Source organism: Pseudomonas sp. PAMC 29040, assembly GCF_003994535.1.
Classification (GTDB): Bacteria; Pseudomonadota; Gammaproteobacteria; order Pseudomonadales; family Pseudomonadaceae; genus Aquipseudomonas; species Aquipseudomonas paraversuta.
The window spans coordinates 450,493-474,348 of record NZ_RZAA01000001.1 but is presented as its reverse complement, the minus strand read 5'-3'; the positions used below and the strand labels follow the sequence as shown (position 1 = coordinate 474,348).

The 23,856-nt window shown below is 61.4% G+C and carries 27 protein-coding genes; 2 read left to right on the top strand and 25 right to left on the bottom strand.

What is annotated here, in order from left to right:
• Positions 1-6: 6 nt before the first annotated feature.
• The 16 genes from WG29040_RS02060 to WG29040_RS01985 all read right to left on the bottom strand — a co-directional run bounded on the left by WG29040_RS02060 (position 7) and on the right by WG29040_RS01985 (position 13,953).
• The gene (locus tag WG29040_RS02060; RefSeq protein ID WP_127195545.1) at positions 7-1,530 is read right to left on the bottom strand and encodes a conjugal transfer protein TraG N-terminal domain-containing protein; all 1,524 of its coding nucleotides are present in this window, start codon (positions 1,528-1,530) and stop codon (positions 7-9) included.
• Positions 1,531-1,545: 15 nt separating this feature from the next.
• The gene (locus tag WG29040_RS02055) at positions 1,546-1,896 is read right to left on the bottom strand and encodes a hypothetical protein (RefSeq protein WP_127195544.1); all 351 of its coding nucleotides are present in this window, start codon (positions 1,894-1,896) and stop codon (positions 1,546-1,548) included.
• A complete protein-coding gene (locus tag WG29040_RS02050) occupies positions 1,893-3,281 on the bottom strand; it encodes an integrating conjugative element protein (RefSeq protein WP_127195543.1) in 1,389 nt (462 codons plus the stop codon). The genes WG29040_RS02055 and WG29040_RS02050 overlap by 4 nt, the downstream gene beginning before the upstream one ends.
• A gap of 10 nt (positions 3,282-3,291) precedes the next feature.
• Entirely contained in the window at positions 3,292-4,227 is a 936-nt protein-coding gene (locus WG29040_RS02045) for a TIGR03756 family integrating conjugative element protein (RefSeq protein ID WP_127195542.1), read from the bottom strand.
• A complete protein-coding gene (locus tag WG29040_RS02040; protein WP_127195541.1) occupies positions 4,224-4,643 on the bottom strand; it encodes a TIGR03757 family integrating conjugative element protein in 420 nt (139 codons plus the stop codon). The genes WG29040_RS02045 and WG29040_RS02040 overlap by 4 nt, the downstream gene beginning before the upstream one ends.
• A 194-nt stretch (positions 4,644-4,837) precedes the next feature.
• Positions 4,838-5,317: a DNA repair protein RadC gene (gene radC, locus WG29040_RS02035; protein ID WP_256681511.1), complete on the bottom strand. Its 480-nt coding sequence runs from the start codon at positions 5,315-5,317 to the stop codon at positions 4,838-4,840.
• A 193-nt stretch (positions 5,318-5,510) separates the two neighbouring features.
• A complete protein-coding gene (locus tag WG29040_RS02030; protein ID WP_127195539.1) occupies positions 5,511-6,260 on the bottom strand; it encodes a thioredoxin domain-containing protein in 750 nt (249 codons plus the stop codon).
• 16 nt (positions 6,261-6,276) lie between these two features.
• A complete protein-coding gene (locus tag WG29040_RS02025) occupies positions 6,277-9,141 on the bottom strand; it encodes a conjugative transfer ATPase (RefSeq protein WP_127195538.1) in 2,865 nt (954 codons plus the stop codon).
• Positions 9,141-9,575: a TIGR03751 family conjugal transfer lipoprotein gene (locus WG29040_RS02020; protein ID WP_127195537.1), complete on the bottom strand. Its 435-nt coding sequence runs from the start codon at positions 9,573-9,575 to the stop codon at positions 9,141-9,143. The genes WG29040_RS02025 and WG29040_RS02020 overlap by 1 nt, the downstream gene beginning before the upstream one ends.
• On the bottom strand, positions 9,556-10,992 hold the full coding sequence (locus WG29040_RS02015) for a TIGR03752 family integrating conjugative element protein (RefSeq protein WP_127195536.1): 1,437 nt from the start codon (positions 10,990-10,992) through the stop codon (positions 9,556-9,558). The genes WG29040_RS02020 and WG29040_RS02015 overlap by 20 nt, the downstream gene beginning before the upstream one ends.
• Entirely contained in the window at positions 10,982-11,890 is a 909-nt protein-coding gene (locus WG29040_RS02010) for a TIGR03749 family integrating conjugative element protein (RefSeq protein WP_127195535.1), read from the bottom strand. Before WG29040_RS02010 ends, WG29040_RS02015 begins: the two co-directional genes overlap by 11 nt.
• Entirely contained in the window at positions 11,887-12,579 is a 693-nt protein-coding gene (locus tag WG29040_RS02005; RefSeq protein ID WP_127195534.1) for a PFL_4703 family integrating conjugative element protein, read from the bottom strand. Before WG29040_RS02005 ends, WG29040_RS02010 begins: the two co-directional genes overlap by 4 nt.
• Positions 12,576-12,977, bottom strand: a complete 402-nt coding sequence (locus WG29040_RS02000; RefSeq protein ID WP_127195533.1) for a TIGR03750 family conjugal transfer protein — start codon at positions 12,975-12,977, stop codon at positions 12,576-12,578. Before WG29040_RS02000 ends, WG29040_RS02005 begins: the two co-directional genes overlap by 4 nt.
• A gap of 10 nt (positions 12,978-12,987) precedes the next feature.
• A complete protein-coding gene (locus tag WG29040_RS01995) occupies positions 12,988-13,314 on the bottom strand; it encodes a TIGR03745 family integrating conjugative element membrane protein (RefSeq protein WP_228392642.1) in 327 nt (108 codons plus the stop codon).
• A gap of 52 nt (positions 13,315-13,366) precedes the next feature.
• Entirely contained in the window at positions 13,367-13,600 is a 234-nt protein-coding gene (locus WG29040_RS01990) for a TIGR03758 family integrating conjugative element protein (protein WP_127195532.1), read from the bottom strand.
• A complete protein-coding gene (locus WG29040_RS01985; protein ID WP_127195531.1) occupies positions 13,597-13,953 on the bottom strand; it encodes an RAQPRD family integrative conjugative element protein in 357 nt (118 codons plus the stop codon). Before WG29040_RS01985 ends, WG29040_RS01990 begins: the two co-directional genes overlap by 4 nt.
• Positions 13,954-14,330: 377 nt before the next feature.
• Here WG29040_RS01985 and WG29040_RS01980 point away from each other — a divergent pair, with 377 nt between their 5' ends.
• Positions 14,331-14,654, top strand: a complete 324-nt coding sequence (locus WG29040_RS01980) for a helix-turn-helix transcriptional regulator (RefSeq protein ID WP_024718120.1) — start codon at positions 14,331-14,333, stop codon at positions 14,652-14,654.
• Positions 14,651-15,940, top strand: a complete 1,290-nt coding sequence (locus WG29040_RS01975; RefSeq protein ID WP_165878340.1) for a type II toxin-antitoxin system HipA family toxin — start codon at positions 14,651-14,653, stop codon at positions 15,938-15,940. The genes WG29040_RS01980 and WG29040_RS01975 overlap by 4 nt, the downstream gene beginning before the upstream one ends.
• Positions 15,941-15,955: 15 nt before the next feature.
• On the opposite strand, the gene WG29040_RS01970 is transcribed toward WG29040_RS01975, so the two are convergent.
• From WG29040_RS01970 to WG29040_RS01930, 9 genes are all read right to left on the bottom strand, one after another.
• Complete coding sequence (locus tag WG29040_RS01970; RefSeq protein WP_127195529.1) at positions 15,956-16,705, bottom strand: TIGR03747 family integrating conjugative element membrane protein; 750 nt, start codon at positions 16,703-16,705, stop codon at positions 15,956-15,958.
• On the bottom strand, positions 16,702-18,873 hold the full coding sequence (gene traD / locus WG29040_RS01965; RefSeq protein ID WP_127195528.1) for a type IV conjugative transfer system coupling protein TraD: 2,172 nt from the start codon (positions 18,871-18,873) through the stop codon (positions 16,702-16,704). The genes WG29040_RS01970 and traD overlap by 4 nt, the downstream gene beginning before the upstream one ends.
• A 10-nt stretch (positions 18,874-18,883) precedes the next feature.
• Entirely contained in the window at positions 18,884-19,435 is a 552-nt protein-coding gene (locus WG29040_RS01960) for an integrating conjugative element protein (protein ID WP_127195527.1), read from the bottom strand.
• Positions 19,432-19,962 carry a transglycosylase SLT domain-containing protein gene (locus WG29040_RS01955; protein ID WP_241495100.1) on the bottom strand — a complete coding sequence of 177 codons (531 nt, stop codon included), beginning with the start codon at positions 19,960-19,962 and terminating at the stop codon, positions 19,432-19,434. Before WG29040_RS01955 ends, WG29040_RS01960 begins: the two co-directional genes overlap by 4 nt.
• 35 nt (positions 19,963-19,997) lie before the next feature.
• A complete protein-coding gene (locus tag WG29040_RS01950; RefSeq protein WP_127195526.1) occupies positions 19,998-20,735 on the bottom strand; it encodes a TIGR03759 family integrating conjugative element protein in 738 nt (245 codons plus the stop codon).
• Positions 20,736-20,744: 9 nt separating this feature from the next.
• The gene (locus WG29040_RS01945) at positions 20,745-21,401 is read right to left on the bottom strand and encodes a hypothetical protein (RefSeq protein ID WP_127195525.1); all 657 of its coding nucleotides are present in this window, start codon (positions 21,399-21,401) and stop codon (positions 20,745-20,747) included.
• Entirely contained in the window at positions 21,398-21,982 is a 585-nt protein-coding gene (locus WG29040_RS01940; RefSeq protein ID WP_127195524.1) for a hypothetical protein, read from the bottom strand. Before WG29040_RS01940 ends, WG29040_RS01945 begins: the two co-directional genes overlap by 4 nt.
• Positions 21,983-22,208: 226 nt before the next feature.
• On the bottom strand, positions 22,209-22,517 hold the full coding sequence (locus WG29040_RS01935) for a hypothetical protein (RefSeq protein ID WP_046482971.1): 309 nt from the start codon (positions 22,515-22,517) through the stop codon (positions 22,209-22,211).
• A gap of 448 nt (positions 22,518-22,965) precedes the next feature.
• Entirely contained in the window at positions 22,966-23,793 is an 828-nt protein-coding gene (locus tag WG29040_RS01930) for a DUF932 domain-containing protein (protein ID WP_127195523.1), read from the bottom strand.
• Between the last annotated feature and the right edge of the window lie 63 nt (positions 23,794-23,856).

The window sequence follows — 23,856 nt, the reverse complement described above, 5'->3', positions numbered from 1 at the left end:
ACCCGCTCATTTCTTTGAAACGGCCTTCATCAATGCATCGGGTCCCTTTCCACCGGCGGCTTTTGCATCTCCTGTAGCGCCAACAAGCCCCTGAAGAATGTTCCCTGCTTGGATACCCGCCCAAGATAGCGCCATCACCCAGAAGGTTGGCAGCACAATGAACATCGTCCCCATGACGAAGTTCAGCAACAGATCGCCAAAGGAGTTGTTCAACCCCATCACTGGATCGAAATTAGTGACGGGCCGGTTCCAACCCCAGCCCGAGCCGTAGAGCGCGTCGAGGATGGTGCTGTCGATCCAGCGAGCGAGCTGGAACCAGAAGTCGACGAAGAACAGCGCGAACTGGACCACGCTGATGGTGACCACGGTCTTCAGCTCGTAGGTGCCCATCAACAGCACCAGCGGGATGCAGATCACCAAGGCCATTTTCAGCAGCGACAAGACCATCGGCAGGGCCTGGCGCACCACGTCCATCGCCGGAAATGCAGGAATGGCTCCCACCGCAAGACCTACGTCGCCCGCCGTGCGGGTAACGATGTTCGGCAAGGTCTTGTCGATCTGGCCACCATAATCGGTGTAAACCGTTCCCTGGTTGAGCTTCTGTTGGCGCGGGGAGGCGATTGCGCGGATGACCGAGCCGTCGACCTCGCTGCGGCTCAGAAAGCCTGCCCAGCCGGCCAGGCGTGTAAGCAAGCTGGGATCGACCTGGCCCAGCAGACGTGCCCGCAGACCATTGCTATTGTCGCTCCACCATTGCTGGCAGGTCGGGTAGCCGCCCCCGCCGGGCACCTGCGCAAGGCCCGCGTCGCGGTCGGTATCATAGGGCCAGGCATCGCGCGGCGTGCGTGAGTGGTAGGTGTCATAGTAGCCACCAGTGTTGACGAAGTAGGCCGAGCCGATCCAGGTCACGTCATGCATCTGCGCTTCATCCAGCTCCGGCCGGCTCATGAACAATTTCGCCCTGGCGGGTCCATAGCAGTCGTGGGTGAAGTCCGCCACGTCCTGTGCGAGGAGGGGGTCGTCAATGCGCGTGGCGTTGATCTCCATCCTCATTTGCCGCAGATCTGTTCCGCACGGGATCGCTGCCACCGAGGCCCCCGTTACCGCACGCGAGAGTGCATGCATGAAGGCCCACCACACCGGCACCTTGGCGCTCTGGTTGTTGAGCGTGCTGAATGACTGCGACCAGCCGGTATCCGTAGGTTGCGGAGCATTAACCTGGCACTGTGCCGATCGCGCCTGGTCGTACTTGATCGTGCCGAGGTCAATATCGATAAACGGGATGCCGGCGAACATCAGCACGACGATGGCCACCCAGATGCGGTTCTCGATGCGCATCGAGGACAGTACGCCCTTGTTGCCTTCGTCGGCCCCTTCAGTACGTGCTTTGAGCCATTCCTGGATAATAATGGCTATGAAGGGAATGGCAAACACGCCGCTGGAGACCAGCACCGACCAGATGCCGTTGTGGACGATCCAGCCCACGAGGGTCAGGTAATACTCCAGATAGTCAGTGGTGAAAAGCGTCATGTTCGAGGTCTCCCGTTAGACCGCCTGCATCAGCAGGCCGGCCTCCAGTGCGACGATCGCGATGAGGCCGGCGATCTCGGTACGTAGCAGCCGGCGCCGTGCCGAGGCATCCGACTCGCGTGTCAGCAGCCGACGGCGCATCCACACCCAGCCATAGACGGTTGCCCCGTAGAGACAGAGCCGCCACAACAGGAAGTAGCCAGCCGAGTCCGCCAGCCAGCGTTCCCAGCCGACAATGCTGCCGACCAGATAGAGGCCGGCGATGTTGGCCGCCACTGCCAGCGCAACGAGCAGCAGCGTCCATAGCAATGCCCTGGCGACACGGCTGTTGAGGAGCCAGCGCGGCCGTAGCCATGCTTCGTTCATGGCGTGCCTCCTGGATGGGAGCGCTGTAACTGGTCGAGGCGATCCGGCACCGGGTCGCCCTCGTAGATACCACGCGAGCCTGACGCGCGCGTGCCATGGCGCTGAATGATCGTCATCGGCGAGTTGTTTGCCAGCTCGCGCCTGATCTCCAGTTCGGTTTTGAGGTTAAGGATCTCGCGGTCGAGTGTGTCGTTTTCATGATTGACCGCTTCGACGGCCAATTGGTTAGCCGCTACGTTGGGTTCTTTCTTGCCGGTCAATAGTGTGCGCTGCAGCAGCAGAGCCTTTTCCAGTACCGACGCCAGCGCTACCTCGGACGCTAGGCGGTGGGCGAGGACATCTTGGTCGGGCTCGTCACGTAGGGCTTCGATAACGCCGCGGGTAACCGGCAAGGATGTACTGCCGGCTGCACGCAAGTTCTCAGAGGTGGTATGGCGGGCGCCGCTGATCAATTCCTGCAGCGTTTCCAGCTTGGTCTCGTACTCTTCCTGAATCAGCGGCGTCAACCCGACGCCTGGCACGGTTTGGGTCTTGGTACAGGTCTCGCAGGTGCGCTGCTCTTGTTCGCCGAGCACGCGTGTGGCCCAGTCGGTGGCCGCTTGCGGCGACGACCAGGTCTGGCAGGCCAGGCTATTGCAGCTCGCCGGGTCGATGGATGTTGGGTCGGTTGCACTGCGGCCATTGACCAGGTTGTAGCCGGCACGCGTTACGTCGCTGATCACTTTGATCGACGGCTGGCCGGCACCGCCAGCATTGCCGCCGCCCACCCAAGGCACGCCATCCTTGCCCCGGCTGGTCTCCGCCTGTTCGATGGCCAACACCGCGTCAGTGCTCGCCACCGCCTGGCGCAACGCCATGCCCTCGGCGAGTTGATTCCAGCCCATCTGGCCGCCTGCTGTGTCGGCCATATTCTCGGCCATCGCGCGGCAGGTCAGTTTGGAACGATCGAAATCGAGCCTGGCCTGAAGAATACCGTTGGTCAACAGGTTGTAGAGGCCGGGGTCTGCCCGCTGAATGATCAGCGCCGGCAACGATGCGACCGCGCTCGTCGCGTTCTGGATCACGCTGCTCATGATGTTCTGAAAACCATTGGTGAGGCCGTTGAGCTGGTTCTGGATTGTGGTGCTGATGTTCATGTCACCGCACATCAGGTTGCTGTTCCAGCCCGCGCCCACACCGAGAGAATGCATGCCGGCCGCGCGGCTCATGGACACCGCGCTGCCGCCACCAATCGAATACATGAGGTCGTCGCCAATCACGCTGCCGCTGTTCTGGAAACCGTCGGGTTGGGCCGATACCAGGTTGCTGACCAGCACCAGCGCGCTGGCCAGAAGGGTTACCTGCCACCGCAACGGCAATTGGAAGAGGGTGACAGGACGCTTCATTGTTTTCCCCTCAGTTGAAGTCTGTACTGCCGAGGAACGTCTGCCCGCGGCGTTCGCAACAGCTGTATGGGCGCCAAAGCGCCCAGGCATAATCACCTTGCTGGGCCTGGGCCAGCGGTTCGCTGTGGGGGAACACCACGCAGCGGTTGGAAAGACGCGGCGTCAGCTCCTGCCACTTGCCGGTCGAGGCATTGCTTTCCTCCAGCGCTCCGGCCGGCCAGTAACCGGGCTGCGAGTTCGCGAGCAATGGCTGATAGACATGCAATTGCCCCCGCCGGGTGACGATGTCCCCGGCGCGTTGGGCGACCACGGCGCCGGCCTTGTAATCGTCGACCTGATGCAGAAATCCGCCGCGCGGATAGACGGCGCCCCACAGGTTGAACGTGCTGCGTGTGCCGATCTCGCGCTCGCCGGGCGTCAGTGCTTCGGGGTACACCATTTCGGGGATGTTGTAGCGCCACGCGATAGTGTCGAGCGTGCTCAGCAGGTATGGCATAAACGCGGTGCCGGCACCTTTGCAGGCGTAACCTGAGGTGCTGGCGAATTGGCCGAACACATGGCCGCCGGGATGGCCGATCACGTCGGCGTTCTTGAACTTCGCCATGTTGCTTTCATTGTCATGGTTCGTCGTGCCGTCGCCGCCTGCCTGGGCCGTCACGTTGGGGGCGCTCATGGCCCGCACTTCGATCCACGGGTTCTCACCGGTGTTGGAGTAATTCGAAACCACGGCATCCGGAATGTAGTGGCGCACCTTGGTGGACGTCCGCACCGAGCAGCCAAACGGCGTGCAGAGCAGCCAGTAGCAGATCCCTACGATCCGGTATTCCAGGCACGATGGGGACAAAGTGGAAGACACGATGGTCGCGGTGTTGAGCGCGAATGATGACGAGGCGGCCGTCAACAAAATGGTGGCGATGCCGGTACGCCGAAGACGGGCACACTTCATGGTTGAGTCCTCCGGTAGGCCTCGATGCGTGCGATCACTTTGGCGACGCCCGGCTCGCCATAAACTACGTAGCGTTGATCCACGACGATGGCGGGAAGGGTCGTGATGCCCAGGCTCCAGGCATCGGTCACGCCCTGGTAGGCCCTCGCCAGACGTTGTTGCAGCGCGGGGCCGCCGTGCTTGAGGCGCTGCTGTACCAAGAGTGACGCTTGCTGGACATCACTTGGAAGATCGGTCGACAGTTCGGCTTCAATACGCGCGGGTGCATCCAGCTCGATCAGTCGGTCAGGTGTACCTTGCACGGGATGTTGGCGGTCGGTGATGACCCAGATATCCATTGCACTAGCCGCAGAGGCACACAGCGCAATGGCCAAGGCCAGGCACCTGATCGGGCCGGGGGAAAGAGAACACAACATGGCGCAGCATCCAGTGGTTCATGACCTCGGTAGTGCAACGCATCGCGCTTAACGCGACAACAAACAATCGGAAATGGGAGGTGCCCGGTTTCCATGCGCCTATGAATCGCGGTATTTCGTGGACAGCAGATACCCCATCGAAAGCATCGCTTCCGATGGGGTGTTGGAGCGTCAGCAAGCTGGCGCGAAGAGGATCAGATCAATCCGTGTTCGGCGAACGAATAAGGATCGCCTTTCCCGATGATGAAGTGATCCAGCAGACGGATATCGACCTGTCCCAATATCTCCTTCAATCGCTGGGTCAACGTTTCGTCCGCCGTACTGGGTTCAGTACAGCCGGAAGGGTGATGGTGGCAGAGCACCAGAGCGGCGGCGTTATGGTCCAGGCAGCGCTTGAGCACCACCCGTGGATAGACGCTGGCGCTGTCGATAGTGCCTTGGAACAAAGGCTCGTAGGCCAGCACCTGATGCTTCGAATCGAGGAACACGGCGCCAAAGACTTCATGCGGCTGTGCTGCGATTTTCAGCTGCAGGAAATTGCGCACATCCTCCGGGCTTTGCAGCGAGGGGCCACGAGTGAACACTCGCTGCTCAAGGATGAGCAACGCCTGTTCGATGATTTGGTCGTCGTCCGGTGTGCCGACGGGATTGAGTGAAGCATTACCACTGATCATGGCGAGGGATGTGGACATGGGAACCTCCTTTAGGAATTGGAGGCAGCCGTCCCTGGAGGGCGGACCCTCCGGAGACAGTGACGATAGGCATCCGCCACCGCTTGCGCGGATGACCGTTCGCTCGGGGGATGCGTGGCGAACTGGCGTGCAGTCAACGCGGTCGAAACCGCGGCATAGCCTTGAAGACCGCGGGCTATCTGGGCATGTCGCCGACAACGTCGGCAGGCATTTGGTGATGAAGTTGTGCTGCGTTTGGCGCTGTACCGTTGGACACCAGTAGGTCCAATGCCGACAGCAACGCGTCGCCTTCGGCCGGGCCGGCCAGGGTCAGTGACTGGCCGCTGTGGTGGTCGATCAGACGCAGGGTCGGGGTGGCGCTCACGCCGCCATGGCGTGCTTCGTTGGCCTGCCCCTGGATGATGGTGTCGGGCCGCTCACTGGCGAGGCAGGCTTGCACGGTTGGGTCCTGGCCGGGGTACTCGGTGTCGGGCGGCAGGCCCTGGCCGTCGCTGCGGGTGTGCTGGTAGATCCAGGTGATGGCTTGCCAGAACGCATCATGGCCGTGGGACTCGCCGATGCATTCGGCCAGACGCGCCTGTCGAGTCGCTGCCGGCTCGTGCATGGCTAGCGGCAGGTGGTGCCATTGCAGATTCACCTCAGGGTGCTGGTCGATCCAATGCCGCAGGATGGGATCATAGGCCTTGCAGTAGGGGCATTCGAGGTCGGCGTATTCGACAATGGTGAAGCGCGCATTCATACGTCCATAGCGCCAAGGTGGGCCGGCCGGGTGCTGGGCAGCGGTGGCGTCCGACGTGTGGGTTGACTCATGCGACTCGTCGGCCCACGACCAAAGCCAGAGCACGAGCAGGCCAGCAATCACCCACCCCAGCAGCCAGACTCCGCACGGCCACTGACGGTAGAGGAGGAAAGTGGGCGAAGGCATGGCGGAATCCTCGACGTCAATCAAACAGATCGTAGCGCAGCGGCTCGATGCCCCGCGCCCGGTCGATCTGGTCGGCAACCCGTAGCGCGGCTTCCAGTTCACTGATGCCGTGCTGCTGCATCAACTGAAAACGTTCGGCTTTCTCTTCGGGTTCCGTCATTGCCAGCGCCAGGTACAGGCTGGGCGGTACCGCACGGAACAGCAATTCCATTGATTTTGACAAAATCACCCCCTCGGTGAATTTTCCGGCTTCCTTGCGCGCAGACAGCATCAGGGCCCTCTGCGAGGCGTTCAGTTCGCGGAACCGGGCAATCTTCTCCACCTCGTCCGGGGGCATGCTCAGGCAAATCCACCACTCGATCATGTTGAGCATGGGTTCGGCGGCTTTCGGCAAATCGTCCAGGTTCTGCGTTGCCAGCCAGTACCAGGCGCCCAGTTTTCGCCACATCTTGGTGATCTTGACCACGTAGGGCGCGAGCAGCGGGTTCTTGGTGATGATGTGGCCTTCATCGGTGACATTGATGATCGGGCGGCCGAGGAACTGGTCGCGCTCGGCGATGTTGTTGACGGTGTTGATCAGCGAGATATAGGCAATCGACAGCTGCGCGTTGTAGCCCTCGCGCGCGAACGTCGCCAGGTCGACAATTGTGATATCGGCCTCCGGCCAGTGCGTACCCGGCCTGTCGAACATCTCGCCATCGACGCCCTGGCAGAACATGTCCATCGCATCGGCCATTTCCAGCAGGCGGGTACGACGTGTCTCGGGCAACGTCGAATCGCGACCACGTTCGCGCAGCGCATTGCGTACATCACGGGTCAGTACCGTGCGCTTTTCTGTCACGCAGCGATGGGCGGCCTCGAGGATGCACTGGCGGATCAGGCTGCGATCGGCGCGGGTCATCCTGGCTTCCTCTTTGTCCTCCCCGCCGGTGATCATCAATCGCGCGGTGATTTCCAGTTCACCCAGCACGTCGCGTTGCTCGTCAGCACTGGCATCGCCCTCGGCGGATTCTTCATCGAGCGCGTCGGCATCGAGTGTCTGGACCTGGCTGGGCGTGTCGACCAGGCGCCAGGCGTCGGCGAAGGGCGCAAGGCTCACGCCTGCACCGGGCGAAAGCCTGACGCGATGCACCGTCAGCCCCAGGCGCGCGGCGAACTCACCGTAGAGGCCAAAGCTGTTACCGGCTTCCACGATGAACAGGCGTGGCCGGTAGATGGCGGTGATCTGGTTGAGGATGTTGTTGAGCGTGGCCGACTTGCCTGAACCGGTGGGGCCGAACAGGAACAGGTGTGCATTCATCTGGCGGTCGAGTCGGTTCAACGGATCAAAGGTGATGGTGCCGCCGCCACGGTTGAAGAAGGTGATCCCGGGGCGGCCGGTGCCGGCACTGCGGCCCCAGGTCGGTGCCAGGTTGGCTACATGCTGCACGAATATCAGCTGGGTGTACCACTGACGTTTGTCTTTGCCCGGGTCATAGACACAGGGCAACCAGCGCAGATAGCTGTTGAGCGGCGCGACTTCATTTTCTTCGCGTACCGGTTGCAGGCCTGCGTTGAGCAGGACGTTGCCCAGTTGCAGACCGCGGGTCTTGAGGTCTGCCATGTCCTGACCCCGCAGGTAGAACGCCAGCGAGGCGCGATACAGCTTGTGTGCACTGCCAATCAGGCCGCGCGCCTGCTGGACGTCCTTCAATGCCTGTTCCGAGGCCAGGGTTTCACCAACTGCCTTTTTCGCCAGGTGATTCAGGTGCGCCTCGAGGATGTCCTGCGGCGTGACGACCATCGTCAGGCACATCACGGTGTCTTCGGGCATCTGATCCATCAGAGCATTGATCGCATCACCGCCCTTGGGGGTTTCCCCGGTGATGTGCCCGGTGTTGGGCGGCGTGCGCAACCGGTCGACAACAACGGTTCGGTGGGGCAGGTCGTCGAAGTACCACAGGCCGTTTTCGACGTCAGAGCGGGGCTGGCCGAAAAACAGGCGCTGTGCGAAATCCGTACCACTGGCCAGTTCCAGCTCGCCGGGTTCGGACTCCGTCGGATAGGCCGTGAGGCGGTAGAAGCGTTCGCGGTCTTCTAACGTGGGGCCGAGCATCGTTGGCCGCGGGTTGAACCAAAGCACCAGCCAGGCATGAATATCTGCCGCCTGCAGGCGACGGGCGCGTATGCCCGCATTGGACAGGCCGCCGAGCAGCCGGTCGCAAATGACATTCAATGCCTGCTCGGGGGATTGCCCGCGTCGGGCGGGCGCACTCCCTGCACGCCGATACACCACCAGGCGGACGCGGCGCGTTTGGCCGCGCCAGGGTAGCTTGGTGACTGTGCGGTCCTCGAACAGGCCACCCTGTTTGGCAACGGCCCGCAGATGGTGACCGAAAAAGCGCAGGTAGAACTCGCTGAAGGCGCTGCCCTGTGCCCGTGGCTGGAGATAACTGCGCAGGGAGGCAAGGTACGGGTTCCAGTCGGTCTCGTCCTGAGCGTAGAGCTGCATCACCCAGGGCGATTCATCCAGTTCATCGAAACTGTCCTGTAGTGCGTTTTCCAGGGCGTCGCGCGCCTGCGCAAGCCAGGCCGCCTCACGGCCCTCCGTACCCACGGGCATCAATTCAAAAAATGCCGCGACGGAGACGCCGTCTTCGAGCAGCATGCATTTTGAATCGGGCAGGTATTCGACCCAGGGCAACAGATCAGCGAATGAGGGTACGACGTCATAAAGCGCCTGCTCGTCGGCCTGTGTTGCAGGACGCCGCCGCGCGGCACCAGGCTTGCCCGGCGCCGGAATGCCGTGAGCCTGCAGTTCGGCAACATGGCGCTCCCAGGCATCCGGGGTTGGCCTGTCCGTCTGAGTTGTCTCAGGTACGCGGGAAAATGGCCAGCGCATCAGTAATCCTCGACCCGCTCACTGGGCATGGCGTACTGGACCCGCTGGTACAGGGGAAAGACGGTTGTGTATCCGGGAATGGGAGCGGGATCAGTGCCTGCCAGATGGGGAAAGACGTACATCACAAGGTCCGGATTGGGCAGGCGGTGAAACTGCCGGTAGATCTCGTTCTGTGCGGTGCGGGTATAGCTTGCGTTGACAGTCGGCGCCGCGTTTATATCGTCTTGCGTGAGTGGCCGGCGCAGCGACTGCCGGGCGTCCAGCAGTTGCTGCGCGCTCTGTCCGCTACGCGCGGCACCGCCGGTCTCCTCGTTCCAGATATCGAGCATGGTGTTGCCGTCATGTGGCAGCATCTTTTCCTTGCTGGTCGAACAGCCGGCCAGGACCGCGGCCACCATGAGGACCGTCAGGCCGTTAGTCCAGATCCTGTGCATGGGGAGCTCCTCCGAGACGGTGATCGACGCGACGACCTTTGGGGTCGTAGTCGATGGTGAGGGGTTGTTCGAGATGGACGGCGACTTGGGCGCCGGGCTTGACGTAGACGGCTGCGAAGGCCTGCCCGTAGAGCTTGTTCACCCACTGCGACATGTCCTGCACACCGCCCGCGAGGATGCGGCCCACCGCTTCGTTGCCGGTAATACCCACGGTGCCCATCGAACCGTTGTTGTTGGCCACCACGGCGACGCTGTCATTGTCCGATTTGATCAGCGATGCGGCCCCGGCACCCGCCGCCGTAATCAGCGCCTGACTGCTGAGGTACTGCTGGGCGTTGCTGCGGCGTTCACCTGAAACGCACGGGATGCCATAGGGATCGCTGATCCAGCCCAGGCCCTCCTGGGTAGCGTTGCTGCCCCTGTTGTCTTGCTGCTGGTTGCCACCGCGCTCGCCCTCTTCGGGCACGGTGCGGATGGTGCCGTCATGGAACACGAACGTCACACTGCGGACCTGGCCGCGCACGCAGGACAGCGTCCAGTCGCCTGATGCGGTACCGCTGACCACCGCGCCGGACACCTCGGGGAGGTCGATGCCGTTGGCGGTGAGGTTGTCGGGACCAATGAGGACCTTGAACGGGTAGGGGTCATTCACCGTACCGTCCACTGGCACGCGCCCGATCAACGCAGTCATCGCAATCGAGCCCATCAGCGTCGCGTTGGTTGGTACGGTGTAAACTGGCGTTGCGGTGGATACACCCGCCGCCTTGCTGCCAGCTTCCACGACGGTCTCCCGGGTCGCTTCCAGCGTCTTCTGCGCGGGCCCGAAACGGGTGGGGAAGCTGAAGCTGTCGCGCTTGCCGGAGGCGCTACTTTTGCCATCGCGCCTGGCATCGTCCGGTTCAATCCAGTGAATACCGTCACTGCCGAGTCCATCGCCGTCCCCGGGCTTCAGGCCCAGACCGATGGGAAGGTCGGCATCGCCACGCTGACTGGACAGCCCTTCGATTTGACGCTGCAGGTCTTGCAGCAAGCCCTGAGCTTGCTGCCGCTCACTGGAGACCTGTTCACGGTCGTTGCGCAACTGGTTGCGTTCAGTCTCCAGCGCACTTTGGATGCGCCGGTCAATTGAGCCTTCACGCTGACGCAACCGCTCGTTTTCAGACTTCTGCGTTTTGTTGTCCGCCATCGCACCCTGCAATTCGGTACGCAGTTGTTTGACCTGACCTACCAGCGTCGCCACGGTGTCGCGAGGCGTATCGCCTTCGATACCCAATGCTTTTGCCTCTTGTGACGTCAGTCGGGGAGTGCCGTCATTGACCGGTTGGCCGTTACCGCCGGAAAACAGCTTGATCCCGACGAACACCAGCAAGAGCGCCATGGGCACCATCAGCCACTTCAGCAGACCGTTACCTTTCATGACGCGCTCCGTCCTTCGGGGTTGGCGTTGAGGGGGACGGCAGGTTCAGCACCGCATTGATCGGGCTGACTGCCGGCAACAGAGATTCGGCCACGCCATGCCCTCGGGTCACCAGGTAAACCACCGAGGTGTCTTCCGGGGTACCGACAGGGCCCAGGGCTGAATGCTGAAACGTTGCGTTCGTGAAATTACCCTGCAGTTCGCGCGGATCCAGGGCGAGCCAGCGGGTCGACCTGTTGGCCAACCTGACGGCGGTCACCCACAGATCATCCAGCCGCCAGGCGGCGATGGCTCTGGCCTGAACGGGCAGGGTGGGCAGCAGCGTATCTAGGGGCAGATGGCGGCGCAGGTTCACGCGCGTCACGCCAGGAACGGAGTCGACCGTGCGCAGTGGGGCGTACAGGTTCTGCGCGGCGTAGCGGGTCAGCACCACGGGCACAGGCGTTTCATGGGCGGCGCGAGGCGGGGCGGTTGTGTCGACACTGCCATGACTGCCCTGAGATGTCTGCGTCTGGCCGTAGCGTTGAGCAGGGCCCTCAGCCTCAACAATACGCACTGGCTCCATCGCCGCCTGGCCTGTCACAGCGGGCTCGGCCGCGATGTCCAGCAGGATCAGTGTCCCGTTGTCAGCATCCTGCAGTTGCAGGCGTGTCGGTTCGATGGGCTCACTGGCGCGCAGATAGAGTGCACCACCGGCACTTTGTACCCGCAGGCGTCCGGCGAGCGAGGTAGGCACCCCCACGCGGACGTTGCGGTCGATGAACACGATCCGCTCCTGATCCACGACCAGGGAAACCGCCAGGGGCAGGCGCTCCCAGCGCAGGATCTCCACGGCGTGGACTGTCGGCGACAACACAACGGTGAGCAGCAGGCTGAAGGCACAGAGCAGGTGTTTCATGGCGTCTCTCCCATAGCGCCACCCAGCCCGCCCGGCGTGGTGCTGGCAGGTGTGACAGGGTCGGGGCTGATGATGCGTTGCGGTGCGCCGCTGTAGCAGTCCAGGACCAGGCCGAAAGGGTTGCGCTCGGGGTCGACGTCCACCCGTACGACCTTGAGCGGGTAACGAACCAGCGCTCGCTTGACCTGCTCGGCGCCGTAGTACTCATCCGCCGTCACATCAAGCGTGACGATCCAGTCGCGGTCGGAGACGACTTTCACCCGCTGGGTTGGGTTCTCGCCGTAGCCGCGCCCCGGGATCTCATAGAGGCCTCGTACTCGCTGACGCAACTCACCTGCCGTACGGCGGTATTCATAGTCATTGCGCAGAAAGGTCTGGCAGGCGGGGGTGAAGTAGGGCGCCAGTACATGAATGTTGCGCGCATAGTCTTCGTCACCGTTGGTGGGCCAGCGCTGGAGTTGCTGCCAGATGTAGAACGAGAAGGCGTAGACGCTTTCGGGTGGCACTTCCCACCATTTCCGCGTACTGCCGGAGCGCAGGTCGGGCGGGACGTGCACGGTCAGGTCACGCGGTGCGCTCCACCAGCCGCCGCCCATCACCAAGGCGATAACAAGTAGTGCGCCAAGCCCCAGCCGCAAGGTCTTGATGTGCGACTGGAGGTGAGTGATTTCGTTCTTGAACCGGCTCACGCTGCCTTGCTCCTGCGCGTGCTCCAGTAACCCGATCGGATCACTAACGCGTGCGCGCCCACAAAAGACGCTAAGGCTGGATGACGCTGTGCAATACGCCACTGCAGTTGGCGATACAGCCAGGTATCGGGTCTGCCACGTTTCTGGCGACGTAGCATGCCTCCACCTGCAAACACCCCGGCAGCGATGCCCAGCATGATGGCCGTGGGCACGATGGCGATCGTCGAAAATACGAAGGCCAGCGGCACGCCAACCACCAGGCTGCCTGCCGCCGACAGCCCGGCGCAGATCCACAGCTCATCCGCGGTAAGGCCGCGGACGACCACGGGGTGACGGTTGAGACGGTGTGGAAGAAACACCACCGTCCCGTCAGGCCGAATGTCCAGATGCGTGCTCATGGCATGACTCCTAGAGCACGCCGGTGGCTTCAGTGAGCAGCCAGACACCAACGACCAGCAGGACGGCGCCCACGGCCACCGTCAGGCCGAATTGCCCCCAGGTTTTGCGGCCCGTGTGGATTTCCGCATAGGTACCGTAGGCGTGGTAGCAGACACCGACAAACATCGAGGCGACCACCAGCAAGGCAACGAGCATCACGATGTCGTAACCGTAATTGCGCAGCGTCTCCATGATGCCGGAGCCGGTACCCCTCGACGGATCTTCCAGGGTTGGGAGGTCGGCCCGGGCAAACGTCGGCAGCATGGCGAGTGTGGATGCCGAAGCCAGGACGGCCATACGTGCCGAATGCAAGCGATACGAGAGCAGGTTCATGATGTGAGCCTTTGCGTTAGGAGAGCAGGAAAAAAGTCAGCACCACGTACATCGCGATAAACCTCACCGCAACGCCGACGAACTGACGCTGGGAAATCCGCTGTTCCGACCAGCCGACATAGGCTGTGCGCAGGGCCCATACGCCCCACAGCAGCAGAGTTGCGAACACGGTGCCGAGCAGTACGCCGGCGACAGCAGAGGGGGTGAAGCCTCCATTGGCCTGAAAGGCGGCAAGCTGGTTGGCGTTCATCGGTCATCCTCCTGTTCGGCGTCCTGGCGGTAATCGCCAAGCAGTGCAGAGGGATCGCGTGGCTGTGCACGCTGGGGCGTCAGGTAGTCGTTGATGCCCGACCGCATGCGCTGCAGGTCAGCGTCCAGACGCCGATAGTCGAAGTGATAGCGGGATCGAGACTCGGGGGCGGTGCTGGCGGATTGTTTGGCCAGACGGTCAAGCAGGTCGAGCTGGCGGGCGACGGCCGCCAGGTGTTCACGCTCATACCCATCGTTAGCTGCGGCGGCGAGCTGAGTGATGAAGATACTGGTGAGCAGCAACGCTACGACAGGACGTCGCCATGCGTAAGCCGAATTGTGAAACCTTACCATTGTGCCATTTCCGATGGATTCGAATGGCTCGATGCTGCGGGGATGGCTGGTGGAAAGCCGCAAACAATGGGGAGTTACTCCTCACCACTTTCCTTACATACATTTTTTCGGTGGTGTTGCGTTGTGCATCCTGAAGAGAGTGGCAGGGGCGACTGTTTCATCGCAGAACAGCTATCTCTTCATCTGTGTCTCTGCGTATCGAAATCGTGGACGCTAAGGGCTGATATATTGTCAGATTTCACTTTAGCATTCTGATTGGAATGCTAATCGCTTACTAGCGCTCCCATGGGATGTTTATTGACAACAGTAACGAGGCGTGAGGTAATTGTTCTCATGGGGACTGATAATAGCCTTAAGCGTTCCTATGAGGATGATAAATGAGTACACCACTGCCGTTACCCGTCGAGCGGGCGCTCCGCAAGCTCGGCAGCGACATTGAGCTTGCACGCAGGCGTCGACGGATTTCACAGGCCTCGCTTGCAGAGCGAATGGGGGCTTCTGTATCCACTGTTCGGCGCATGGAGAAAGGGGATATGCGGGTGCCTATTCATTTCTTCGCCCGCGCCTTGCACGTGTTCGGTGAAGTACAGGCGCTGGCCAACCTGCTGGATACGGCGCACGACGACATCGGGCTGACGCTGATGGATGAACAATTGCCTAAACGTGTACGCAGTAAACCGCCGGCATCGGGGGCATTATGAAATCAGTTACTTCAGTTCGCCAGCAAGTCCAGGTCTGTCTTGGTAAGGCGGGAATACCTGTTGGCACTCTTATTTACGTCAAGCAGGGGCGCCGCGAGAACACCACCTTTGCCTATGAGCAGGGATGGTTGGGGAATCAGGATGGGTTCAATGTTTCTGCCGATCTCAGCTTGATCTCGGGTTATCAGCCACGTAGAGCTCCCTCAGCTCACGATTCGGTCTTTCATTTCGCCATTGCCGATACGACACCGGACGCTTGGGGACGCCGGGTCATCGCACGTGACCATGCCAAGCGTCGTAAGGGGAATCCATCGCTCGCGTCGCTGACAGAGATGGACTACCTGCTGGCGGTTGACGATTTCAGCCGGATCGGCGCGCTGAGACTGCGCGAACAGAACGGACATTATTGCCGGACGATTGAAGATGGACGGCGCGCTACACCGCCACTGCTGGAATTGCAGCGCATCTACCAGGCCAGCCGGGCAGTTGAGAAAGGTCAGGAAAGCACTGAAGATTTGCGTTACCTTCAGGGCAAAGGCACATCGCTCGGCGGGATGCGCCCCAAGAGCACGGTGGTCGATGAGGATGGCGCACTCGCCATTGGAAAATTCCCAAGCGTGGGCGACACCCGTAGCGTGACGCGCGGCGAAGTACTGGCCTTATGCTTGGCAAAACAAGCAGGTATCAATGCCGCGCCGGCCCGTATCATAGAGCTGGATGGCGTACCGGTCGCTATCATCCGCCGTTTCGATCGCGATGGTGCTGATGGGCGTATTCCATACCAGTCCGCCGCGTCTTTGCTGCAGGCGTCGCGCGAAGAGGATCGAAGCTATACCGAAATTGCCGATGCTATCCGTTCCGTGGGGCATGCACCGACCGCAGATGTGCAGCAGCTGTGGCGGCGACTGGTTTTTAACCTACTGATCACCAATGTGGATGACCACCTGCAGAACCATGGCTTTCTTCATGTGGAAAAGGGGCTCTGGCGGCTGGCACCGGCATTCGACGTCAATCCCTTCCCGGACAAAGAGCGAGAGTCGAAGACCTGGCTGTCGGAGGAGGATGGACCGATCACCGATCTTGAGATGCTGCTGGCGCGGAGCACCTATTTTTCGTTGAGTCGGGAAGATGCGTTGGCCGTGCTGGCAGAAGTGTATGACGCCGTGCTGGACTGGCGGCAGATTGCGCTCAGTGCAGTGGTGGGGTTGCAAGCGAGCGAGTTGGACGATTTTGCTCCAGCGTTTGAGCACGAGCAAATGGAGGCGGCGCAGGCATTACTGGCCTGAAATACCGGTCAGTACTTATAGGTATTTTTTGAAGCTGCCTGCTGCGAGGTCTGTTGCGGCACCTAACAGAATTGCGCAGGGAAGCAAGATAAGAAGCGGGTGTGCGCTGACGGGCAGGGTCAGGTAAAGGACCCAAGGCATGACGGCGAGAGGCATCAGACTGGCCTTTGCCCGGTGGTAGACAAAGCCTGACTCACGGCCCGCACCAAAGCGCCTGATGTCCCGCCGCACCAGGCCATCGACCAGTCCGACGAAAGCTGCCATCAGGAATAGTGGGATGGTCAGTACCAGCACCAGCAGCCGGACGAGGAACACCAGTAGCGTGTACGCACTGGCGATCAGGTAGTTCTCCAGGTACACATAAACCTGACTCAGATAAAAACGGAAATCCCGACCCGTTCCCTGGCTGGGTGAACTGGCTTTGGCCGATGCGTCGCGCATCCAGTCGATGAGCCCGCTTTTGACGAACACCCATTGGTAAGCCGTTTCTACCAACCAGGACGCCGTTTGTCCCGGTTCCTGCACCACGGCGCTGCGTGTGAAGTGTTGTGAGAGTTGCGTCAGTTCGTAGTCCAGCATGCCTTGCGCGTGCCGCCAGCCTTGATCGGCCCAGAACAGGTGCATACCCACACATTCGATCACGATGGACAGAAACAACGACCCCAACAGCACGGCCACAAACCGGAATGGCAGCGTGATGATGCCGGTGATCAAACCCTGCTGTTGAGTCTGCTGGCGCTGCGCTGTGTTGGCCGGGTCACTCACGGTTGCGCCTCTTCAGCACCCATTTCGGCGGTCGTCATATGCCGGAACCCGTCAAGCAGGTCATCAGGCAGGGGCTCATCCTGCAGGCCCGGCAATGCCTTGCTGTCCCACCAGTCACCCGCCTCGACGTAGTGTTGGCGCATGTACCCAGCAAGCTGCTGCAGGTCCCTAGGCATCACTTCGTCAGGGTCGGGTGCCGGTAGCGGCATGCGAATCTTCCAGAGGTTGCCGCCTTCGATCAGTGCAAAGCACTGCCCCTTGGGCAGGCCGACAACATGGGCGGGTTCGATCAGGGGCACACTAGTCGTCGTGATGCGGTCCTGGGTGTTGCTGGTAAAATCGGTCTTGCCGTGAATGTCGGAGCTGTCGGTGGCGCCGCTCATCAATGAGGTGGTGTATACCTCAACCTTGGGCAATTGTTTCGTGAGTAACTCGGCGGTCGCAGTTTCCCGCACCCTCAACATAAACAGATTGTTGAAGTTACCGACCACCTGACCGGCTTTGGCGCGGTTGCCGATACGCGCTTCAATGTCACTGAGCGTTTGCGTGTAGGCGGTGACCTGGAGACCGGCACCGCCGCCTTTGTTGACCATGGGGATGAACTCATCACCCATCAGTTCGTTGAACTCGTCGGCGTGCACGTTGATCGGTACTTTGACCCCAGACGCCGTGCCGGGTAGACCATCGTCAATACCGAACTTGTAGATGTGTCCAGCGACCGACACCAAGTCGCTGAACATGCTGTTGCCCACGGCGGCTGAAACCTCGGCATCCGAGAGCGCATCAAGGCCCACATACACCACGGCCTTCTTCCGGATAATCTGCATCCAGTCGAAAATGGGACGGGGGTCGGCCAGATCGGCATAGTCCGGGGCCAGCAACTGAGAAATCTTGCCGGTCGTGAGTTTTTCCAGCAGGGGCAGCAACGAGGCGACGATCTTGTCGAAGTAGGTGCGGTCATAGCGTACCGCAGATCTGAGCCCGTCCAGCACCGGATCGTAGACCCTGACCTGTGACAGGTATTGTTCGAGCGCAATGACGCGCTTCTCGCGGCCGATCATGTTGCGGGGAGTGTTCTTGTCGTTGAGCCTGGCCTCGATCTGCACGATGACTTCCCACGCCTTCGGTTCGTTGCTCGCGAAGTAGTGCTGGGCGTACTCGATGAACAAGGCATCGATGTTCACCACATGCCGCTGGATCAGCAGGTAGTCGGGCCGCTGCCCCAGCTCGACGAGTGCACGGGCGATGATGTTGACGAAACGCCAGGCGAACTCGCGAAACGCCGCAGAGTTGCCCTCGCCGGAGAGTTGGCCGGCAATGCGCGTGGCCACCTCGCTGATGCGGCCAAACCGGCCCACGGCGTTGTAGCGCGCACTGATATCCGGCCAGCCAAGATGAAAAACATAGAACTCGCCCTCGCGCCCGGCGCGTTTGGCCTCGACATACATGCGCTTGAGCAGGTCCGCATCGCCTTTGGGGTCGAAGACGATGACCACTTCGTGCTCGCCAACTGCGTTACGCCGCCGGATGTCCTGGGTGATGAACAGCTCGGCGAGTCTTGTTTTGCCCACCCGCGTGGTGCCCAGGACGAGTGAATGCCCAACCCGTTCCCCCAGCGGCAGCGTGACGTCCACCTCATGCGGTTCAATGCCATGCAGGCGCGGCATGCCACCGACTGGAGGTAGCGGCCGCGCCGGATTAAATGGGCTGTCCCAGGCCGTCAGTCGGGCAAGCTTTGAGAGTGGCAAGGGTGCGAATTCCAGCCGCTCTTCCAGGCAGCGGGCGATGCGGTAGGCAGCCGTGGGTTCCACATAGCGACGATACTCGGGGCGGTACGTTTGCATCAGCCGATGCGTGTGCCGTTGATCCCAGCGAAACCCCCGACCGATGAACAGGCGCTGCTGACTGACCGGCACAGCGCGGCTTGTCATCACGTACTTCGGCAGACGGCGGATGTTGCGCCGATAGCGCAGGATGAACCGTGCCTCACGGAGTCGAATAATGCCAAACACCAGGAACGCCAGGGCTGATCCCAGGCCCAGCAGTGGATTTAACGCGAGTGACCATGGCGCCACCAAGCACAGAAGCGCGGCGGCGGCGCAGACGGCCACCGTGTACAACTCCACCGCTGGCCGTAGCAGGACTTCCACCGCATGAGGCTGGGCCATGGCGAGCGGCTCACTGCTCAATGCCGGTGGCAGTGACCAGCACGGGGTAATGGCGCAACCCCAGACGTTCTGCGAGATCGTCGCCTGATACCGGCGATAGTGTCAGGCCCGGGGCCAGCCCGCGCAAGGTGGCAAGGGCGTCGGCAGATGCCACGTTGACGACCAGGCCAACCGCCTTCAATTCGCCCAGGATTGCTGCACGCTCGCGTAACCATTGGCGCGAGTGGTCGTCATCGCCGACCAGAAACATTGGCCGCAGCCCGGGGGCCTGGATGACCCTGCGCGGCTCCTCCCCCGGCGACAGGCGTCCGGAACGAACCGGCAGCATGTCTGTTTCGCTGAAACGTTGCTGTGACGGATGAGGTGCGGCGAGGGAAGGGGCTAACGGCTGGTCCTGGCGTGGTCGTAGATTCAGTGATTGGTAGTAGGGCCATGCCGAAACACCGCCACGGTCTTCGACCACGATCAACGAGGCGGCGTCTGCGAGCGCTCCCCCGGTGGCCAGGCATAGCAGGCCGAACAGCGATGGGGCGGCGATTCGCAGAGGAGAATGGAGCTTCATAGTGGTTTTCTCCTGAGGGAGTTTTCAGCGAGGGCGCCGCCGAGCACGCGCTGCAGGTGCTTGTGCACACTCGAGCGGTAGCGGGCGGCCGCTACCCCTCCTGCCGGACGGTGATAGCGTCCAATGGCGAGCAGCCAGTCCTCGCCGTCGGTGTGCTGTTCGCGCAGAATTTCCGCTGCGATAGCGAGGTTGCGATACGGGTCGAGCAGATCGCAGGGCTGCGGGTAGCGGTGCTTCTGATAACCCAGATTGACCTGGCCGAGGCCGGCGTCGACCCGTGTGGGGGGAACCTCCCGCAGCGCCTTTTGCAGACCCGCACAGGCTTTGGCGCGGGAACTGAAACGGTGCGGCGCGCCCGCCACATTCAGGGTCCAGGGCCACGGCACCAGCCGGCCATCGCGTTGCAGCCCGCTCTCCTGCAACGCCACTGCATACAGCACCGTTGAGGGAATGCCAGCCCGGTGAGCGGCGATCTGATACGCCGGAGGCGGTACGTCCTGCGCGCTGACGGGGACGATGATGGCCATCCACCCCAGTACCACGAGCCGATGACGCCAGCGGGTCACTGCCGTTGCCATTGGCCACTGACCTGTCGCACAACGGCAGGCAGGTCCCCCGGCAGGCCCAAAGACAGCCAGCGACCGGCATCGTGGTTGAGCGTGATTGAACCGTTGCGTACGCGATCTGGATTGATACTGGCGCGTTTTGCCCAGTCGCGAATGAGCGTGTCGTTGGCGCGGCTGCCAACCATGTAGAGGTCGAAGCCGACATCGGATACCTGCAACTGCTGAACCGCCAGGCCACATGGCGCGCAGCCGTCCTTGATGAACACGGCGATGCGGTCGGTGCTGTTGGCGGTGGTGGAGGAATTGCCTGGAGTATGGCTGGGCAGGGTGACACGTTGCATGCCCGGGTGTAGACGTTGCCAGGCGGTGTCGTAGGCCCGCTGGTATGCCAGCGTCTTTTCGACGCGGCGGGCTTCAACCTGAACCTGCAACTCGGCATAGCGGTCGCGTTCTTCCTCGGAGCGCGCTTCGATGCCGAGTGCGGTCAATGGGTCGAGGTTGGGCGAAAAGATGCCCAGCGGTCCCTGCATTAATTGGCGATAGCGAGCCCATTCCTCCGTGCGCAACCCCCAGTCACGAGCCTGTTGTTCATCGCTGACGCGTGAGGTCGCTGTTTGTTCCTCGCTGGGCGCGACGGTGGAGGCAATCGTGAGAGCGTTCTGTGCGATCACCGGAGAGTTAAAGAAGGCGATCAGGCTCAGCGTTAAAGCGCGGAAAACAAGATTGCTGTTCATCCGGAGCCCCTATGGCAGCGTCAATCGATGCGTCTGACCGTCGTTCTCGCGCTGGAACACGGCGGTCTGGCCATCGATGGCTTGCAGGCGCCAGCCGCTGTCGGTCTCACCGGGACGCAGGACGCGCATCTCGGAAAAGGCGGCATTGCCGGTTGGCAGGATCGACAGAAATCGTTCGCCGCCGCGAAGCTCGATCCCCATAACCGTAAAAGGTAGGCCCGCTGCTTGGGTCGGCTTTGTCGGGTGTGTCACACGGGTGCGCACCGGTACTGGAGTCGTCTGGTTGGGTTTATCCAGACGGGTGGTCAACTGGTCGATGCGTGTTTCCAGGGAAGACAGGCTGGCTGCTGTCAGACGCTGCTTGAGTCCGATTTCGATGGCGGTCATTCGTTGCTCAAGTGTTTTGCTATCAGTCTCATAACGGGCTTGGGTTAAGGCAACAGGCCGTTTCTGCAGAGTGTCGAGGCTCTGGTTCAGCTCAGTCAGTCCGGCTTCCAAGGCAACAACCTGGCTGGCCTGAACGTTGGCGCTGGCCTGGGTGGCCAGACTCGACAGCGAGGCATGGTTGACGATCGTGGCTGCGCTGATGAGGGTCAGCCATGCGATGCCGGCCGCACGCAACAGCATGCTGCGGGAGTCGCCTGGGGTGGATTGAAATCCCCTCATGGCCTGGCCTCCGTTTTCAATGGAGGCCGCGCTATGTCGACAGGGGAGACCGGTCCGGATTGGGGAAGTGCACCACCGGTGGTGGGCTGCACTGCGCGGGTGAAGCAGATCCGGCGTGCGCCGTCGTCGACCTCCAGATCCCAGGCAGGACCGGCCAGCGTGAGCAGGGCATCACGCAACAACAGCGGGCCCAGTCGGTAGTGCGAAGCCGGTAGCGGGAGCGCATTCAGCGCTGCGATATCACTGCTGGAACACAACTGGTAGCCAGAACGGAGCAGGACATGACGCAGGGCGTCCCCAACGGTGGCTGTGCGTGTCTCGGGAACGGCCACATCGACGACCTGAAGCAGCAGGTCCTGTTGTGCTGATGCCGGGGCCAACTCGACCAGGGTGTACCGGCCATAACGCACCACCGGGATGAACTCCGGCATCCCGCGCGCGGACGCGCTGCGACCTTTCTTTGCGGGTTCTGCCGGAGTGGGCGGGGTAGGCGCGGATGCCGTCGTGCAACCGGCCAGAGCGGTTGTCATCAGCAGGCAGAGTAAGACCCTGCTGGGGTGATTTTGGCTGAATGCTGGCATCGGTCGATTCTCTGGAGCGTGGAACCGACACCATCGCCTCACAAGGCCGGTGCATCAGCAAACAATAGGATTCGCCGAGTCACCAGATTGATCATGCCTTTGGCCTCGCTCGGAAACTCTGCCTTAGGCCAAGGGGGACAGGGGCCGAGTTAGGCCCCCGGGCGGTGAAAAAAGTGACTGGCCGGTACTGGCGAGCGGAAGTCGGTAGATAATGGCAAGAGCGGCCTCAGCGTTCCGACGGTAGCCGGATCATGGTGGCACTGCGGTCGGCCTCGGACATGATGCTAAGGCTGATTTCGCGGGTGACCACGTAGAATGAATTGAGCTGCCCGTCGATCTTCAGCGCGGCGTTGTTGGCGTACCAGGTCTCGTCGGAAACCTGGCCCCAGTCCCCATGCGCATGACGTTGAAAGAACGGCATTGGATCAAGGCGACCTTCACGCATCAGGCGATCGACGCCCTTGCTGAAGATCAACGCGCCAACCGGAAACAGCAGCTTGGAGTGGCGGCGGTGGTATCTGGATGAATGTGCCATGGAAGTCTCCTTGTTGAGAACCACAGCACCCTTGGGGTGATGGGCCCCAACAGGTGGATAAACCGACAATCTCGGCCTTCAGGGTGCAACTGCCTCGACGAGTAATTGAATGGTCGTGAGACTGCGTTGCTCGTCAGTGATAACCACCAACGCTAAATCACCACTGATGGCACGGTGCTTCTGGGGCGGAGGAGGGCTGCGCGGAGCGCAGATGTGGGAGGTATCGAAGGTTCATGGTAAAGCTCCTTTGGGATAAAGAAATCGGTCCGTGGATGCGCAGTAGCGGTTGGATGGCGGATGCATGGGGCATGGTGATGTCCTTTCGAAGAAGCAGGGACGGCACCAGCCCGCGAGGCCAGTACAGCCCCTTGGGGATTGAAGAGCGCTCTAGCAGGAGCGATGTGTGAGAATCGCTGACTCTGCCCGGAGTGGCAAAGTCAGCGAGCGGTCAAGCTTTGAGCTGTCGCAAACCTTCTGCCAGCAACCACAATGCCCGATTGAGGCGTACGTTTTGATCGATGCCTTGCACCGGGCGTGTGCGTTGATGACGACTGTTGGCAGTCCGGCCGGACAGACCTCCTTTGACCAGATTTTCCTGTACTCGGTTAAACACCGACCACAGATCCGTGCGCTGGTCATCGAACCGGCGTGTCGCCAACACCTGGCTTTCAGTGATCGGCAGCACCTTGTCCGGGCTGTCGTACCTGAGCATCAGTGCCGAGCGTGCAAAGACCTCTGCTTCGCCATCGTCGAGCGTGATAGCTCGCATGGCTTCACGGGAGTCATGTACCTGGTCAAAGCCACGCAGGACTTCATAGGCGCCCTCGATGACATGTTCCGTCACGCTGCCCTTGTGAGGCACACGGACGTCGCCGACGATGTTGCCGCACACCAGACCGTTTTGGCAGACGAAGCGGAACATGCCAGCCAGCATCTGATAGCTGCTCGTACCGTCGTGACTATTGAGCAAGATAATTTCATTGGCCTCTTTGCCATTGATCTGGCTCGCATGACGAAGCCGGAGCATGTGCTTGGTGAATTCACGACGGTCTTCGTGACGCACGCGGGTCTGGCACACCATGAAGGGCTCGAACCCTTCATCGCGTAGTTTCGCCAGTACAGCGCAGGTCGGTATGTAGCTGTACCGCTCGGAACGGCTTTCATGCGGGTTTTCCGCGAAGATGGAAGGGGCGACTGCGCGGATCTGGTCATCGGACAGCGGATGATCAGCACGTAGCACGGGGGAACGTGATGCAAAACGAGAGGCAAGTTGCATGACAAACTCCTTGAAAATTGAGCAGCCGACAACGACTGGCTAGGAGCCAGGCGAGCACGAGTG

Coding starts and splice junctions, on each gene's coding strand:
- WG29040_RS02060 (WP_127195545.1), bottom strand. CDS start 1,530: ATGACGCTTTTCACCACTGACTATCTGGAGTATTACCTGACCCTCGTG.
- WG29040_RS02055 (WP_127195544.1), bottom strand. CDS start 1,896: ATGAACGAAGCATGGCTACGGCCGCGCTGGCTCCTCAACAGCCGTGTC.
- WG29040_RS02050 (WP_127195543.1), bottom strand. CDS start 3,281: ATGAAGCGTCCTGTCACCCTCTTCCAATTGCCGTTGCGGTGGCAGGTA.
- WG29040_RS02045 (WP_127195542.1), bottom strand. CDS start 4,227: ATGAAGTGTGCCCGTCTTCGGCGTACCGGCATCGCCACCATTTTGTTG.
- WG29040_RS02040 (WP_127195541.1), bottom strand. CDS start 4,643: ATGTTGTGTTCTCTTTCCCCCGGCCCGATCAGGTGCCTGGCCTTGGCC.
- radC (WP_256681511.1), bottom strand. CDS start 5,317: ATGATCAGTGGTAATGCTTCACTCAATCCCGTCGGCACACCGGACGAC.
- WG29040_RS02030 (WP_127195539.1), bottom strand. CDS start 6,260: ATGCCTTCGCCCACTTTCCTCCTCTACCGTCAGTGGCCGTGCGGAGTC.
- WG29040_RS02025 (WP_127195538.1), bottom strand. CDS start 9,141: ATGCGCTGGCCATTTTCCCGCGTACCTGAGACAACTCAGACGGACAGG.
- WG29040_RS02020 (WP_127195537.1), bottom strand. CDS start 9,575: ATGCACAGGATCTGGACTAACGGCCTGACGGTCCTCATGGTGGCCGCG.
- WG29040_RS02015 (WP_127195536.1), bottom strand. CDS start 10,992: ATGAAAGGTAACGGTCTGCTGAAGTGGCTGATGGTGCCCATGGCGCTC.
- WG29040_RS02010 (WP_127195535.1), bottom strand. CDS start 11,890: ATGAAACACCTGCTCTGTGCCTTCAGCCTGCTGCTCACCGTTGTGTTG.
- WG29040_RS02000 (WP_127195533.1), bottom strand. CDS start 12,977: ATGAGCACGCATCTGGACATTCGGCCTGACGGGACGGTGGTGTTTCTT.
- WG29040_RS01995 (WP_228392642.1), bottom strand. CDS start 13,314: ATGGCCGTCCTGGCTTCGGCATCCACACTCGCCATGCTGCCGACGTTT.
- WG29040_RS01990 (WP_127195532.1), bottom strand. CDS start 13,600: ATGAACGCCAACCAGCTTGCCGCCTTTCAGGCCAATGGAGGCTTCACC.
- WG29040_RS01985 (WP_127195531.1), bottom strand. CDS start 13,953: ATGGTAAGGTTTCACAATTCGGCTTACGCATGGCGACGTCCTGTCGTA.
- WG29040_RS01980 (WP_024718120.1), top strand. CDS start 14,331: ATGAGTACACCACTGCCGTTACCCGTCGAGCGGGCGCTCCGCAAGCTC.
- WG29040_RS01975 (WP_165878340.1), top strand. CDS start 14,651: ATGAAATCAGTTACTTCAGTTCGCCAGCAAGTCCAGGTCTGTCTTGGT.
- traD (WP_127195528.1), bottom strand. CDS start 18,873: ATGGCCCAGCCTCATGCGGTGGAAGTCCTGCTACGGCCAGCGGTGGAG.
- WG29040_RS01960 (WP_127195527.1), bottom strand. CDS start 19,435: ATGAAGCTCCATTCTCCTCTGCGAATCGCCGCCCCATCGCTGTTCGGC.
- WG29040_RS01955 (WP_241495100.1), bottom strand. CDS start 19,962: ATGGCCATCATCGTCCCCGTCAGCGCGCAGGACGTACCGCCTCCGGCG.
- WG29040_RS01950 (WP_127195526.1), bottom strand. CDS start 20,735: ATGAACAGCAATCTTGTTTTCCGCGCTTTAACGCTGAGCCTGATCGCC.
- WG29040_RS01945 (WP_127195525.1), bottom strand. CDS start 21,401: ATGAGGGGATTTCAATCCACCCCAGGCGACTCCCGCAGCATGCTGTTG.
- WG29040_RS01940 (WP_127195524.1), bottom strand. CDS start 21,982: ATGCCAGCATTCAGCCAAAATCACCCCAGCAGGGTCTTACTCTGCCTG.
- WG29040_RS01935 (WP_046482971.1), bottom strand. CDS start 22,517: ATGGCACATTCATCCAGATACCACCGCCGCCACTCCAAGCTGCTGTTT.
- WG29040_RS01930 (WP_127195523.1), bottom strand. CDS start 23,793: ATGCAACTTGCCTCTCGTTTTGCATCACGTTCCCCCGTGCTACGTGCT.